Source organism: Paenibacillus polymyxa (genome assembly GCF_001719045.1).
In the GTDB taxonomy this organism is placed as follows: Bacteria; Bacillota; Bacilli; order Paenibacillales; family Paenibacillaceae; genus Paenibacillus; species Paenibacillus polymyxa_B.
This window is the reverse complement of the sequence record NZ_CP015423.1, coordinates 342,134-357,354: the sequence shown is the minus strand read 5'-3', so window position 1 is coordinate 357,354 and position 15,221 is coordinate 342,134. Positions and strand designations below refer to the sequence as shown.

The 15,221-nt window shown below is 45.6% G+C and carries 13 protein-coding genes; 11 read left to right on the top strand and 2 right to left on the bottom strand.

All coding sequences use genetic code 11. The features are described from left to right. Positions 1–112 precede the first annotated feature (112 nt). The 8 genes from AOU00_RS01705 (at position 113) to AOU00_RS01670 (ending at position 10,664) form a co-directional block, all read left to right on the top strand. Complete coding sequence (locus AOU00_RS01705; RefSeq protein ID WP_069289775.1) at positions 113–1,063, top strand: GDSL-type esterase/lipase family protein; 951 nt, start codon at positions 113–115, stop codon at positions 1,061–1,063. Further along, the gene (locus tag AOU00_RS01700; RefSeq protein WP_069289774.1) at positions 1,060–2,136 is read left to right on the top strand and encodes an ABC transporter ATP-binding protein; all 1,077 of its coding nucleotides are present in this window, start codon (positions 1,060–1,062) and stop codon (positions 2,134–2,136) included. The genes AOU00_RS01705 and AOU00_RS01700 overlap by 4 nt, the downstream gene beginning before the upstream one ends. Beyond that, positions 2,129–3,118 carry an ABC transporter permease gene (locus AOU00_RS01695; RefSeq protein ID WP_013310618.1) on the top strand — a complete coding sequence of 330 codons (990 nt, stop codon included), beginning with the start codon at positions 2,129–2,131 and terminating at the stop codon, positions 3,116–3,118. The genes AOU00_RS01700 and AOU00_RS01695 overlap by 8 nt, the downstream gene beginning before the upstream one ends. 98 nt (positions 3,119–3,216) lie before the next feature. After that, the gene (parE, locus tag AOU00_RS01690) at positions 3,217–5,196 is read left to right on the top strand and encodes a DNA topoisomerase IV subunit B (protein WP_028540692.1); all 1,980 of its coding nucleotides are present in this window, start codon (positions 3,217–3,219) and stop codon (positions 5,194–5,196) included. Between the two features lie 22 nt (positions 5,197–5,218). Beyond that, the gene (gene gyrA / locus AOU00_RS01685) at positions 5,219–7,681 is read left to right on the top strand and encodes a DNA gyrase subunit A (RefSeq protein WP_069289773.1); all 2,463 of its coding nucleotides are present in this window, start codon (positions 5,219–5,221) and stop codon (positions 7,679–7,681) included. 275 nt (positions 7,682–7,956) lie between these two features. Further along, on the top strand, positions 7,957–8,427 hold the full coding sequence (locus AOU00_RS01680; RefSeq protein WP_061831576.1) for a MarR family winged helix-turn-helix transcriptional regulator: 471 nt from the start codon (positions 7,957–7,959) through the stop codon (positions 8,425–8,427). Positions 8,428–8,692: 265 nt separating this feature from the next. Further along, on the top strand, positions 8,693–9,178 hold the full coding sequence (locus AOU00_RS01675) for a MarR family winged helix-turn-helix transcriptional regulator (RefSeq protein WP_069289772.1): 486 nt from the start codon (positions 8,693–8,695) through the stop codon (positions 9,176–9,178). Then, entirely contained in the window at positions 9,162–10,664 is a 1,503-nt protein-coding gene (locus AOU00_RS01670) for a DHA2 family efflux MFS transporter permease subunit (protein ID WP_061831578.1), read from the top strand. Before AOU00_RS01675 ends, AOU00_RS01670 begins: the two co-directional genes overlap by 17 nt. A gap of 135 nt (positions 10,665–10,799) precedes the next feature. On the opposite strand, the gene AOU00_RS01665 is transcribed toward AOU00_RS01670, so the two are convergent. Together AOU00_RS01665 and AOU00_RS01660 are read right to left on the bottom strand one after the other, a co-directional pair. After that, positions 10,800–11,546: an RluA family pseudouridine synthase gene (locus tag AOU00_RS01665; RefSeq protein ID WP_061831579.1), complete on the bottom strand. Its 747-nt coding sequence runs from the start codon at positions 11,544–11,546 to the stop codon at positions 10,800–10,802. Positions 11,547–11,555: 9 nt separating this feature from the next. Further along, the gene (locus AOU00_RS01660) at positions 11,556–12,419 is read right to left on the bottom strand and encodes a class I SAM-dependent methyltransferase (RefSeq protein ID WP_028540694.1); all 864 of its coding nucleotides are present in this window, start codon (positions 12,417–12,419) and stop codon (positions 11,556–11,558) included. A gap of 499 nt (positions 12,420–12,918) precedes the next feature. On the opposite strand from AOU00_RS01660, the gene AOU00_RS01655 reads away from it, so the two are divergent. From AOU00_RS01655 to AOU00_RS01645, 3 genes are all read left to right on the top strand, one after another. Continuing rightward, positions 12,919–13,377, top strand: coding sequence for a flavodoxin (locus AOU00_RS01655; protein ID WP_069289771.1), 459 nt, complete (start codon positions 12,919–12,921; stop codon positions 13,375–13,377). 20 nt (positions 13,378–13,397) lie between these two features. After that, complete coding sequence (locus AOU00_RS01650; protein ID WP_069289770.1) at positions 13,398–14,210, top strand: hypothetical protein; 813 nt, start codon at positions 13,398–13,400, stop codon at positions 14,208–14,210. A 355-nt stretch (positions 14,211–14,565) separates the two neighbouring features. Then, positions 14,566–15,219, top strand: coding sequence for an HlyD family secretion protein (locus AOU00_RS01645; protein WP_061831582.1), 654 nt, complete (start codon positions 14,566–14,568; stop codon positions 15,217–15,219). Positions 15,220–15,221: the final 2 nt, after the last annotated feature.

Sequence of the window (15,221 nt, the reverse complement as noted above, 5' to 3'; positions counted from 1 at the left end):
TGGTCATTTGCCATCCTTTTTTTGCATGTTCATGGGAAATTATATGTGACTCTAAGCATTTATTGCGCTTTTATTCCGAACGGTTTATTTGCAAAATGATATGAGAAGCTTTATGTTTATTTCACTAAGCTATCAGGAGGGAACACGAGTGAATTCATCAAAATGGATTTGGCGGTCTGTCGGTTCCGTTTCCATTGCCGCCACATTGCTATTATTGTACGGATTTTTTACAGCAGTACAAAGTATCACGGCTCCAGAGCCAATGGTTAGCACTCAACCTGTACATTCCGGTTCATCGCAGACACAAACTGCGCCATCCGCTACTAATCAGACGGGAGAGTTTCGGGTAGCTGCCATTGGAGATTCGCTAGCCAAAGGCACAGGGGATGACTCCGGAAGTGGTTTTGTGCGTCGGTCGGTGAGCTTGTTGAATAATCAGGAAGGCCATAAGGCTCAGCTCATAAATAATCTGGGGATTAATGGACTGACGACTCAAGGACTATTGACCAAGCTGGATGAGCCAGGTGTTTCTTATGTGTTGAAAAAGGCTAACGTCATTATTGTCTCGATTGGCGGAAATGATTTATTTCAGGGAGCTCAGGCTGCCCAAACTGGCAAAGAGCCGCCTACACTCAGTGGTTTGCGTAAAGCTGTGCCTGATGCCGCCAAACGTCTGCAAAAAGTGCTGACAAAGGTAGGGAAAATCAATCCGAATGCTAAAATCATCTATGTCGGATTATATAATCCATTCAGTGATCTGCAGGAAATGAAAATTCCCGGTAATCTTGTAGTAACAGAATGGAATCTGGCTGCCGTGGCAATTACCAACCAAAACAGCAATATGACTCTGGTTCCAACTTTCGATTTATTCCAGCAAAATTTGCCCGTCTATTTATCATCCGATCATTTTCATCCAAACGGACAGGGCTATCAGGCAATCGCTGAACGTATCGCGCAAGGGTTTGCAGTTGCAAACACGAAGGATGCCGATAAAGTGGATAATGAACAACAGTCTACAAGTAGCCAACCCGCTGAAGTGAAAAAGGGAGGAAACAAGCAATGAGCATCCAATCTGCTGACAAAACCGGGGCTGGAATAACCGAAAATTCGACATCAAGGGATGCATTGTCCAGTTTCCATTCCGCCAATCAGGTTGGCAGCGGAGGCAGAGACAGAAGCAATACCGAAACAGTTCTCTCTGTTCAGCACATTAAGAAACGTATCAAACGCAAAATGATCATTCATGATGTCACATTCGACGTTCGTGCGGGTGAAATTTTCGGATTTCTTGGTCCTAATGGGGCTGGAAAAACGACGACTATTCGTATGCTGGTCGATTTAATTAAGCCTACGGAAGGGACGATTACCGTCTGTGGTCATAATGTAAATCGTGACCCTGAGCAAGCTTTACGGCATATTGGTTCTATTGTGGAAAATCCAGAGGTGTACAGCTACCTGACAGGGTGGGAGAATTTAGAGCATTTTGCCCGTATGCAGCCTGGTGTAGACGAGCAGCGTATCCGCGAAGTCGTTGAGCTGGTTCGGCTCGATCGCCGTATCCATGATAAAGTAAGTACGTATTCTCTCGGAATGCGCCAGCGCCTTGGTATAGCCCAAGCCTTGCTAGGTAGACCGAAATTACTCATTTTGGATGAACCGACGAACGGGTTAGACCCCAAGGGGATCAAGGAAATGAGAGCTTTTATCCGTTTGCTAGCGGCAGAAGGCATGGCTGTATTTGTTTCCAGCCATTTGCTCAGCGAAATCCAGCTGCTATGTGATCGGGTGGCAATTATAAGTCGGGGAAAGGTGCTAGCTGTAGGTGGAGTACGGGAACTGGTTGAGACGCACTCGCACATGGCCGTTTGGCAACTGGAGCCTCGTGATCAGGGTCTGGCCATATTGCAAAATTCTCCGCATGTGCAAATGATTACGAATGCCGATGAATTAATTGATGACAGCATTGTTGCAGGCAGCGGAGCCGATGCAATTTTTACAGAAATGGATGAAGAGCATATTGCGGAGCTGGTGACACAAATGACGGCTTCCGGTATTTCCGTTAAAGGTGTAACCAAAATCAATCCTACACTGGAGCAGCTATTCCTGAAAATGACGGAAGGTGAGATACTTGAATAACATTTTACCGCTCGTACAAAATGAAACGCTCAAAATTATCAAGAAGAAACGATTTTATGTCATTTTACTTGTTTTACTTGTGCTTGTGCCGATTTTTACGTACGCTCAGATGAAAGTGGCAGAAAACAATCGCGAAAAATTCGGCAATGATTGGCGGCTCGAACTACGTCAGGCCATTACCGATAACCAGAACTCGCTGGGAAGTGACCGGGTTCCCGAGGAATGGAAGACCTATCGTCGGGTCTTTGTGCAGCAGATGCAATATTATTTGGAGAATGATGTGAATCCTAATGAGCCGAGTGGCGTCACCTTTACCAGAGAGTTTATGGATAATTCCATAAATCTGTTCGTTCCGCTGTTGATTATGGCCATTGCCTCCGACTTGGTTTCTGGAGAACGGACGACAGGCACGATAAAAATGTTGCTGACTCGCCCAGTCAGGCGGTGGAAAATACTGCTGAGCAAGCTGTTGACATTGTATATGTTCGTCTCGCTCATCATTTTGGCTGTATTTATAATTAGCTATCTCATATCAGGCTTGTTTTTTGGTTTTCGCGGTTTTAATGTTCCGGTATTTACCGGATTTCAAATTGTTGGATCGACGGTGGATTTGTCTGCTGTACATGCGATTCCACAATGGCATTATCTGATGCTGCAAGCCGGATTGATCTGGTTTGTCAGTCTTGTGGTAGCTTCGTTAGCCTTTATGGTATCTGTCCTGGTACGAAGTACGGCGGCAAGTATCGTGGTCATGATGGCTGCGCTTATTTCGGGCACTATTTTGACAAACATGGCTTCATCTTGGCAGAGTGCTAAATATTTATTTATGGTTAACCTCGAATTAACCGATTATTTATCTGGAAGCCCCGCCCCGATTGAGGGAATGACCTTACCCTTTTCTTTAGCTGTGCTGGGCATTTGGGGGGCTGCGGCATTGATTGTTTCATTCGCCGTCTTTACGAAACGGGATATATTGAATTAAAATGGACAAGGTAAAAGAAAACATCTGTTTGCATTTTTGGTGAAAATCATCAAGAATAAGGCAAAACACGGTTACGATTAGACAAAGGGGGAGCATGAATGGTCGACAAAATCGACTTGTCTGCGGGAGTATCCGGCACACAAAGCGGAGCTTCAGAATATGGCGCGGACGACATTCAAGTGCTCGAAGGGCTTGTGGCAGTTCGCAAACGGCCGGGCATGTACATCGGGAGCACCAGTTCTTCGGGACTGCATCATTTGGTATGGGAAATTGTAGACAACGCGGTGGATGAACATCTCGCCAAGTTTTGCTCTCGCATTGATATTACAATGCATAAGGACGGTTCCGTTACAGTATCAGACAACGGGCGCGGTATTCCTACAGGAATGCACAAAACGGGAATTCCTACGCCTCAGGTTGTATTCACCATTTTGCACGCCGGAGGTAAGTTTGGCGGTTCGGGATATAAAAAGTCCGGGGGTCTGCACGGTGTAGGTGCGTCTGTAACGAACGCTCTTTCGGAATGGCTTGAAGTAGAAATTTACCGGGACGGCAAGATTCACCGTCAGCGGTTTGAATATTGGCAGGACAAGAAGGGCGTGGAGCATGTCGGAGAACCGACCACAGGCCTTGAAGTGCTGGGCAATACTAACAAGACGGGCTCGAAAATTACATTTAAACCGGATATTCGTGTTTTTCAGGCAGGCATTCATTTTAACTACGATACGTTGGCTGAGCGCCTTCAGGAAATTGCTTTTCTAAATTCGGGCCTTCGTATTCAACTTAAAGACGAACGCAGCGGAAAGTCAGATGAGTATTTTTATGAGGGTGGCGCAAGTCAGTTTGTTGCTTTTCTGAATGAGGGCAAGGATGTGCTGCATGACGTTATTCACTTTAATGCCGAGAAAGAAGACATTGAAGTAGAGATTGCCATCCAGTACAATGCGGGTTATACAGAGACGATTGCTTCGTTCGTTAACTCCATTCCGACACGTGGCGGAGGTACGCATGAAACGGGATTCAAAACCGCTTACACTCGTGTCATGAACGACTATGCCCGGAAAACGGTGATGTTGAAAGAAAAGGATAAAAACTTGGAGGGCAACGATCTACGTGAGGGCATGATGGCTGTAATCAGTGTCAAAATGGCTGAAGTTGAATTTGTCGGCCAGACAAAGGATCAGCTGGGTAGCGCTTCGGCACGGAGTACAGTGGATGCCATCGTATCTGAGCAGATGCAGCGTTTTTTGGAAGAAAATCCGCAGATAGCACAAACTTTGATCAAGAAGGCAGTTCAAGCATCCAGAGCGCGTGAAGCTGCACGTAAAGCTCGAGATGAGATGCGTTCCGGTAAAAAGCGCAGTGAAAGTTCCAATTTGAATGGTAAACTGTCGCCTGCGCAGTCCAAGGATTTTACACGTAATGAGTTGTTTATTGTGGAAGGCGATTCGGCTGGAGGATCAGCCAAGCAGGGACGGGATTCCAAAATTCAGGCCATATTGCCGCTAAAGGGCAAGCCGATGAATCCGGAAAAATCCAAACTGGCGGATATTATGAAGAATGATGAGTACCGTGCTATTACAGCAGCTATTGGTGCGGGAGTAGGAACAGAGTTTTCGCTGGAAGACAGCAATTATTCCAAAATCATCATTATGACCGATGCAGATACAGATGGTGCGCACATTCAAGTACTGTTGTTGACGTTCTTTTATCGGTACATGAAAGAGCTTATTGATGCAGGACGCATATTTATTGCTCAACCGCCATTGTATAAAATAACTCGAAAGTCGGGTAAGCTCGAAACGGTGCGTTATGCTTGGACTGACGAGCAGCTTGATAATTATCTAAAAGAATTTGGACGAAATTTTGAGCTTCAGCGCTATAAAGGACTTGGGGAAATGAACCCTGATCAGTTATGGGAAACAACGATGAATCCCGATTCACGCACCTTGTTACGCGTTCAGATAGAGGATGCAGCCAAGGCTGAACGGAGGGTGTCCACTTTGATGGGTGATAAGGTGGATCCGCGCAAACGCTGGATCGTGGAAAACGTAGATTTTACGGAATACGTAGAGTAGTGCTATCAAAAGAGGTGTATACATGAGCTTATCGGAGCAGTTTTTGCCAGCTTTTCTGGAGGAAGTGGTCGGTGACCGCTTTGGCCGATATTCCAAATATATTATTCAGGATCGGGCGATACCCGATGTACGAGATGGATTAAAACCCGTACAACGTCGTATTCTGTATGCAATGTACGACTCGGGCAATACGCCGGATAAAGCATATCGTAAATCGGCCAAAACCGTTGGGGACGTTATGGGTAATTACCACCCCCACGGTGACTCGTCGATTTACGATGGCATGGTACGGATGGCGCAGCCTTGGAAAATGAGTCACGTGCTGGTGGATGGTCACGGTAACTGGGGCTCCCAAGATGATGATCCGGCGGCAGCTATGCGTTATACGGAGGCTCGCTTGTCTCCGATCGCAATGGAAATGCTGCGCGATATTGAAAAGCGTACGGTTTTGTTCAAGGACAATTTTGATAACTCGGCCAAAGAACCTGTTGTGTTGCCGTCTCGTTATCCAAATTTGTTGGTGAACGGTTCCAGTGGGATCTCGGCAGGATTTGCGACAGAGATCCCTACACATAGTTTACGCGAAGTTATTGATGCCAGCATTGCGGTGATGGAAAAGCCCGAGATTGAGCTGGAAGAGATTATGACCTTTATCAAAGGTCCTGATTTCCCGACGGGCGGACTCATTATGGGTGGCGAAGGCATCAAGGACGCTTACCGCACGGGAAAAGGGCGCATTTATATTCGTTCCAAAACGGAAATTCAGTCCTTGCGCGGAGGCAAGCAGCAGCTGGTCATTACCGAAATCCCATACCAGATCGTCAAATCAAGGCTCGTAACCGCCATGGAAAATATCCGTCTGGAGAAAAAGGTGGAAGGGATTGCCGAGGTTCGTGACGAAAGTGGACGAAATGGTTTGCGCATTGTTGTGGAACTGAAGAAGGAAGCCGATGCGGAAGGGATTTTAGCTTATTTGCTGAAAAAAACCGACCTACAGGTGGCATATAACTTCAACATGGTAGCCATTGTGAACAAGGCGCCACATCAGCTTGGGCTGAAATCTATATTGGAAGCGTATATCGCCCATCAACGCGAAGTTGTCACTCACCGTATCCAGTATGAACTGGAAAAGGCAGAGGATCGTGCCCATGTGCTGGAAGGTTTGGTCAAAGCACTGAACATTCTGGATGAGGTCATCGCAGCCATTAAAGCTTCCAAAAATCGCCAGGACGCGCAAAATAATTTGCAATGGATGTTTGGTTTTAGCGAACGGCAGGCAGATTCTATTTTGACCTTGCAGTTGTACCGTCTCACCAATCTGGAAATCACCACTCTTGAAAAAGAACTGGGTGACATCCAGAAAAAAATCGCGCAATATCGTTCTATTCTGGAAAGTGATCGCAAGCTGATCAGCCTGATTCGCAAGGAACTTTTGGAAATTCGTGAAAAGTACGGCATTGACCGTCGTTCAGATATCCAGGGCGAGGTAGAAGAGATTAAGGTGAACCTGGAAGTCATGGTGGGAGCAGAGGATGTGTTACTGACACTCTCAAAAGATGGCTATGTGAAACGTACAAGTATGTTGTCATTCACTCGTTCAGGCGGGGAACGTTCAAGTTCCGGTGTTAAAGAAGGGGATTACGTTACCCAATTGCTTGATGTGAATACGCTGGACATATTGCTCGTCTTCACCCAGCGCGGACAATACTTTTTATTACCTGTACATCAGGTGCCAGAGTATAAGTGGAAAGAGCCGGGCACACCAATTGTCAACGTCATTCCGTTATCGAAGGAAGATCGTATCGTAAGTGTTATTCCGCTCAAAAACATCGAGGAAATCGGCAAAAGTCTAGTATTTGTAACAAAGAAGGGCCAAGTAAAGCGTACAGAATTAAAAGAATATGCTACAAAACGTTCTAGTGCCGTAGCCGCCTGCAAAGTAGCAGGGGACGATGAGGTGTTATCGGTAACGTTGAGCGAGGGTGCCCGGGATATTATGCTGATTACCCGCGCGGGTATGAGTATACGCTTCAAGGAGCAAGAGGTTAATGCGATGGGTCGCGTATCGGCTGGTGTCAAAGGTATACAGCTAGCGGAAGGCGATGAAATTATGGCGGCGTTATGGGTAGAAGAGGATGAAGGAGAAGTGTTGGTGCTGACCGAGTCTGGTTATGGTAAGCGTACGCTTCTGTTGGACTATCCTACACAGGGAAGAGGCGGCAAAGGTATCACTACCTTTGAGTTCAAGGAAGGCAAACGAGTACGTTCGAATGGAACTCGAATCGTGGCTGCCTTCTATTGCCGTGAAGCTGTTCAATTATTTGCAATCACAGCAGAAGGACAAACGATGTCCTTCCTTTCGGAAAAGGCTCCTTTGACCGACCGAAAGGATACAGGCAAGCTGCTGGCTCCAGTGGAGAAGAAGGACGAAATTGTGAATGTGCTGTTGCGTAGTGAGCCGCAAACTTCTCAGTCCATAGAATAATAGGAAAGTCAAGCGCTTATTAGCTCGAAAAAGAGAGGTCCTCTCGTGCCATTCCGGCACGAATGAGGACCTTTTTGCCGTCATGCTGTCGAACCCTGACCAGCCTTCAAAACCGAGGTGAGACTTCCTTCCCCTTTTCATTTCGTGCTCCAAAAACGGCAGGAAACCAGGGCTGAATGGCGAAAATTTAATGTGATGAAATACAATCCGGACGGTGGCCCATACGGTAACTTTGATGCTTTTACTGACCCTGTTATCTAAAGGAGTGAGGCAAAATGCAAACGACCGAATTTGCGAAAATCTGGTCCAGAATGGCTAAGGATTATAAGGTTCATATGGAGCAGCAACTGGCTCCATCACTAACCGAAGCTCAACTTACGGTGCTGGAGGTTTTGAACGAATACGGCCGTATGAAACCGTCTCAACTAATCCCATATCTCGCCACCACACCAGCCGCGGTTACGATGCTGCTGGATCGGATGGAACGGAATCGACTGGTCACCCGTTTCAGAGACGTAAAAGACCGTAGAATTGTATGGATTGTCATTTCGGATCAAGGAAGAGAAGAAGTAGAGCGTGGATTACGAATACGGGATGATTTTCTGGGTTCTGCACTAAACCGAATTTCTCAGCACAATCAAAATTTGCTGGTTTATTTGTTAGGGAAAATTACAACGAAGGCGAAGACTTCAGTATCGGCAAGTGAGACTGAGGGAGTAAAGGAACCAATAGAGCGAGCAGAATAACTAGAATGGTGGCTACATGAAAAGTAGCTGTACGCAGCAGATTATCATTTTAAGGCAAATAGGAGTGCGCGGATGTAAATACCTATCGTGGTATTCATACCGCGCTTTTTTGTGTTGAAGTATAGATGATATTTGGGTGAATGTTGACATTTACATAAGAGATGATAAAATAATAGTTATAAATAAATAATAATTCGTATACAAATAGTTGCTTGTTTATGTTATATGGATTGTGAATTGGGTATTAGAAAGAAGGATGGTTTCAGTGAGTGACAGAGAGGAAGACAGACTTGAGGTGTACCGGATTATTCAATCGGTAAGGGAGGTTAACAAAACGATATTTTATGCCTTCTGGAATGAGGAGCAGCATTTGGATCTGACGGCCATTCAGCATATGGCTTTGGCAATTCTGAATAAACGCCCCAACATCGGGTTATCCGAGTTGGCAGACATAGCGCATGTGGGAAGCAGCTCTATGAGTGGGGTGGTTGACCGCTTGACCAAGGCGGGATATATTGCTCGCGGACGGCATGAGCATGACCGTAGATCCTTAGTGTTGACGCTTACGCCGGAAGGGAAAGATATCATGCAAAAAGTAGACGCCATGTGGATGGAGCGCGTCTTGCCCATTCTGGACATCCCAAGGGAGCAGCTAGAGATGGTCCTGGATATCCATAAACAAATGATCATGAAATTAACACCGAAGGGAATGAATCAACTTGAGCAGTCCTCAAATGACACTACCAGGTAATGTACGCAGAGCACCCATTGTGGCCGCTCTGTTGATTGGCGCGATTGTAGCGATATTAAATCAGACGTTGATCAGTGTGGCTTTACCGAAAATGATGAGTGATCTGAATATAGATGCCAATATAGCTCAGTGGCTCAGCACGGGCTTTATGCTCGTGAATGGGGTATTGATCCCGGTGACCGCGTTCTTGATTGCTCGTTTCTCCACTCGTAAATTGTTTATTAGCGCGATGACTATTTTTTCAATCGGGACGCTGTTATGTGCTATAGCGCCAAGCTTCAGCATATTGCTGATCGGTCGGCTTATTCAGGCCGCGGGGGCAGGTATCATGATGCCCTTAATGATGGTCGTTATCTTGAACATCTACCCAATAGAGCGTCGTGGCCGGGCGATGGGGACCCTGGGGATTGCAATGGGTTTTGCTCCAGCCATTGGGCCAACCTTATCCGGTTATATAGTACAGCATTATGACTGGCGGGTATTGTTCTGGATCATCCTGCCGATATCAGTAATTTCAATTGTGATCGGATTTATTTTTCTGAAAAATGTAACGGAGCAGTCCAAGCCAAAGCTGGACATTCCCGGCATCATTTTGTCTACGCTCGGTTTCGGTGGACTGTTATACGGCTTTAGTGATGCAGGAACATCAGGTTGGGGAAGTATTCCAGTCCTGTCTACGCTTATCGTTGGGACAATTGCGCTTATTTTGTTTATTGTTCGCCAACTGAAGGCAGATGAGCCTATGCTGGAGTTCCGTATCTTTAAATACGATGTATACAGCTTGACGACAATCATTAATGTGATTGTGACGATGGCTTTGTACGCCGGTATGATATTGCTTCCGATTTATTTGCAAAATATTCGGGGTTTTACACCGCTCCAGTCTGGTATGCTGATGTTACCGGGAGCGATTCTGATGGGGCTCATGTCTCCTGTAACGGGGGCTATTTTTGACCGAATCGGAGCACGCTGGTTGTCTGTAATTGGCTTGCTGATCATGGTTATAACGACTTGGGAATTTACAAGGTTGACCGAAACAACCACCTATATGACACTGTTAATTAATTATACGGTGCGGATGTTCGGGATGTCGTTGCTGATGATGCCGATCCAAACGGCCGGGTTGAATCAGCTTCCGCAACGATTGAATGCACATGGTACGGCGATGAGTAATACGCTGCGTATGATTTCCGGCTCGATTGGGACGGCAATTCTGGTGACAGTGATGTCCACACAAAGCAGCAACCGCTTGACATCGATTGTTACATCTGAGGGACTAAGCGTGACGGATAAAGCGGGGATGCTGGCTGCAGGTAATCAAGCTACGATTTATGGGATTAACTCGGCTTTTATCATTGCAACAGCGTTGAGTGTGGCCGCTCTGATTTTAGCATTTTTCATCAAAAATACGAATGCACAAAACGCCCATCCCCGTCAACAGCTGGTAAACAGCAAGAAGGGGCAGTCCGTGGCTTCCTCGTCATAAAAGGATGAGATGACGCATTAATTTAATTTTCTGCAAAAAAAAGAACCTGCAATGCATGGTTGTTCACATGCGTTGCAGGTTCTTTGTGCAAATGGGGTTGAAGATCGATATTCAGATAGAGCAGGACTTTCCGATTCAAATTTCAGACGTAATCATATTCTCATAAAGCGACCTGGGCCATTCATTCCATGGAAATTGGACTGGAGGTAACGAGTGAAATCTCATATCTTCTTTGCTAACCGGATGCGGTGCTCCAGCCAGTAAAGACCAGAGCGCCAGCTGTTGACCGGGTCGGCTCAGATGACCGCCATATTTTTGGTCACCGTAGAGGGGACAGCCGATCGCCTGCATTTGCACACGAATTTGGTGTGAGCGTCCGGTGTGCAACTTAATCCGCACGAGACTGAGTCCATCTGCTTGTCCGATCACGCAGTACTCCAAAATGGCTTCTTTCGCACCAGCTGTGCCAGGTCGAACCGCTTGAACCGTGTTGGTTCGGCTATCCTTTAGCAAGTAATGGGTTAGACGGCCCTGTGGGTCCGTCGGAACGCCATTCAGAACTGCGGTATACAGTTTGTGAAAATGACGACTTCGTACCGACTCTGACAGGCGAGAAGCAGCTTTGGACGTCTTAGCAAAAATCATGGCCCCACCTACAGGCCGATCCAGTCTGTGAACTAAGCCCAAAAAAACGTTACCAGGCTTATTGTGTCTGATTTTTAGATCTTCCTTGAGTAAAGACAACAGATCAGGATCACCACTGGCATCCTCTTGCGTTGGAACATTGACAGGCTTTACAACTGCCAAAACATGATTGTCCTCATATAGGACAGGAATGTTGGGCAGTGCATGCTCATGCCGGGTAAGTTCATTTTGAGTCATAAGAGGAATTTAAGCCTCCCAGCGTCCGAGAATACCACAAGGCAAATTCAATCCCGAGCGTGTGATCGGCAATCCGATCTCACCAGCGCTAATTTGTCCGCCGTACTTTTGTTGCATGGTCATGCTCAGCATATTGCGCAATACAGTAGGCGAAATACCTGTAGTATAGGAGTTAATCAGCATGAACAGCGGTTGATCCGAAATGATGCTCATGCAGGATTCGAGAAACGGGTATAAGCTTTCTTCAAGCTTCCAAGTTTCTCCGTTCGGTCCGCGTCCGTAAGAAGGGGGGTCCATGATAATGGCATCATAACGGTTGCCCCGACGTTGTTCCCGTTGCACGAACTTGAATACGTCATCCGTAATGAAGCGTACCGGACGGTCAGCCAGACCGGACAATTGAACGTTTTCCTTTGCCCACTGTACCATGCCTTTGGCGGCATCCACGTGAACTACACTGGCTCCAGCATACGCAGCAGCAGTAGTGGCTCCACCCGTGTATGCAAACAGGTTCAGTACGGATATCGGTCTGCCTGCGCCTTTGATTTTATCCATCATCCAGCTCCAGTTCGCTGCTTGCTCCGGAAAAAGACCGGTATGCTTGAAACTGGTCGGTTTAATGTGGAATTTAAGCGGTCCATAGCTAATTGTCCAGCGCTCGGGGATAGGTTTTTTCATATCCCAGTTGCCGCCACCGGAGGAACTGCGGTGATAATGCCCATGAACATTACGCCATTCGGCTGTTTCCTGGGCCAAAGGCCATATGATTTGCGGATCGGGACGACGCAGGACAATATCACCCCAACGTTCCAGTTTTTCACCACCGCCTGTATCCATTACTTCATAGTCTTTCCACTCTTGTGCTACATACATGTACAATCCATCCTTCAGCAGTCAATTCAGGATTCAGGCAGCAAGCTACACAGAAATCCCCATATGGAGTCTATTGTACAACAAACCTCAGCAACAATCGAATGATTACATAAATAAGTAAGTAGTCAAATGGTCTAAAATATTTTTTCTCGGATGTACTTGTAATTATAGCGCTTCCATATTAAAATGGAATCAATCCCACTTGTACGTACAACAATCCGTTTTTTTATTAAAATAATGAAAAATGGATTGAATTGTACGTACATAATATTTTTTATCAACACAGCTGAAATTCTACTTAATTAAACAAGGCTCTAATTTAATGTGCTTATCCATAGAGTTTATCAGCCAACAGTCGCATGTAATGCGGCTGTTTTGCGTATATCTCCCCAAGATTAAAGCTAGTTTTGAAATTAATATTTGACAATGAGAATCATTATCAAATATTATTTGAGTAACAGGGAGTGAAAGCATCCCATATTTCAAATAAAGGTGAGGGATGAACTTGGGTAAAATCATGATTGCTTATGCCAGTTTGACCGGTAATACAGAGGAAATTGCGGAATTGATCGCCGAGGGCGTTCGTCAGGCAGGGCATGAGGCGGAGTTGAAGGCTTCGTATGATTGCAGCGCGCAAGAACTGCTCGCATATGACGGGTTCCTACTGGGTGTATATACATGGGGAGATGGTGAGCTTCCTGATGAATTTTTGGATTTTTACGAGGAACTAGACGAACTTGATTTGTCTGGTAAAAAGACCGCAGTATTTGGCAGTGGAGATACATCTTATACGCAATTCTGTGGCGCAGTGGACTTGGTAGAGGAAAAAGTCAAAGAACGCGGTGCATCGGTCATTCAAGAGAGTCTGAAGATTGAGTTCAATCCATTGGATGATGACAAGGAGAATTGCCGAGCTTACGGAAGACAATTTGCACAGGCTGGTATTGAAGTGTCCTGAGAAGAGAGTGAGGGATAGGTATGCGCAATAGCGATAGCTTAAGCGGCTTTCCTCTTCTGCACGACTATCAGCTAGAGGAGATGTGGAGAACTCCACAGCCAATCCGTCAATCACAGAGGAAAAGAGGGCGTGAGGGCTGGAATTGGCGGCAACGGGTTCAATATGCAGTAGGGCATGCGCTCAACGAATACTTTGGAATGGAAGTAAAGGTACGGCGGGAAGTCCCTGTCCAGTATGTGCTGGAGAAATGGTGGCCCAAGCAGTCAGACAACTTTGAATCTTTGTTCCATTATTGGGATGTCAAAAATAAAGTGTCAGGTGAGTTGTCAAAAATTTGTGGCTTAAATAATGACTTGATGGTGCCTATGATGCTGTATGAACAATTTTGTACGTCTGTGCCTGAGTTAGAGGTCAATATTTCGCTTATTGTTCAGGCTGCTTGGCAACTATCAGCAGAAGCAGATTCCCTGCTCATTCAAAAGTACATCGTTGACTATAATCCTAACGTTGTCAGTACATTCCAACATATGACAAATGTATTTTGTTATTATGCATTTGGAGCTCTTCCTCAGCTTATTGAGGTATACTGTCTGCTGGAAGGCAAAAAGGTTCGCTTCATTCCGGGACCTGCTTCTTTACAGCAATCTCTGGATTACGTACGGCTATTACGGGATTCCAAAGAGGATGTACATGGGACGGCAGAACGCTGCCGTTGCGGGGGGTGCATAGGGGAGCAAGTTTCTCAGGGAAACAGAATGAATAAGAACACGAAGGAAGGGCAGGAGGCGAAAAACTGCAAACAACGGTCAGCTGTACCAGCGCCTTTCTCTTAACGTTACTGTGTAACCCTTTAATTGTAAACTATCCCTTTTCGTGAAAGAGCCTTGGAAACAAGGTTCTTTTTTATGAAAAAAAATTATGAAAAAACTGAAAATTTATGTTGCCTGAATAGATAAATATATCTATAATATTTCAATGTACAATAGTTATATGAAAATATTTAAATATAAAAGACGGTTTGTGGACCATGATCAGATTGTCCTATGTACATAAGATAGTCCTGTCTTTTGCATGGAATGTTGCCATGTGTTTATTTACGTTCTCTATTTGGTTTAATGGCCTAATATTTCAATTTTAAAATATTAGCGTTGAATAATAAAAATTTTTTGGACAACAGGGGTGGAAGAAGTGAGTAAGAAAACTGTATTGCCAATCCTCATTGTACTGCTCATTCTGAGCGGTGGAGCTATTGGCTACTATTATTGGTATCAAGCAACACACTTTGTTAAAAGTGACGATGCGCGCATTCAAGCCGATCAATATAAGGTAATGCCGCAAATCTCTGGAGAAATTAGTCACATTGATGTGGAAGAAGGAGATGTTGTTCAGCGTAATGAACCGATTGCCGAGCAGGATGTATCGGGGTTGGATGCGAGCATGATCAGCAAGTCCGTACTGCGCGCGCCGATCAACGGAACCGTCATTAAGATTTATTCGAAAGAGCATGAAATCGGATCGCCGGGTAGTGCTGTTGCAACTATGGTGGATATGAACAGCTTGTACGTATCTACGAATATTGAAGAAACTGATATTAACCGTATTAAACCAGGACAGCTTGTTGATATTACGCTTGATGCAGCAGGTGATCAGGTGATTCAGGGTAAAGTTCGTAAAGTGGGCGAAGCCTCCAACGCCGTGTTCTCACTCGTTCCTGCAGTGAACACAAGTGGTAACTTTAACAAGGTTACTCAGCGTGTGCCTGTAGAGATTGCTGTGAACAAGCCGAAGGATCTGAAGCTTATTCCTGGAACGAACGTGGAAGTAAAAATTCATACACCTTAAAA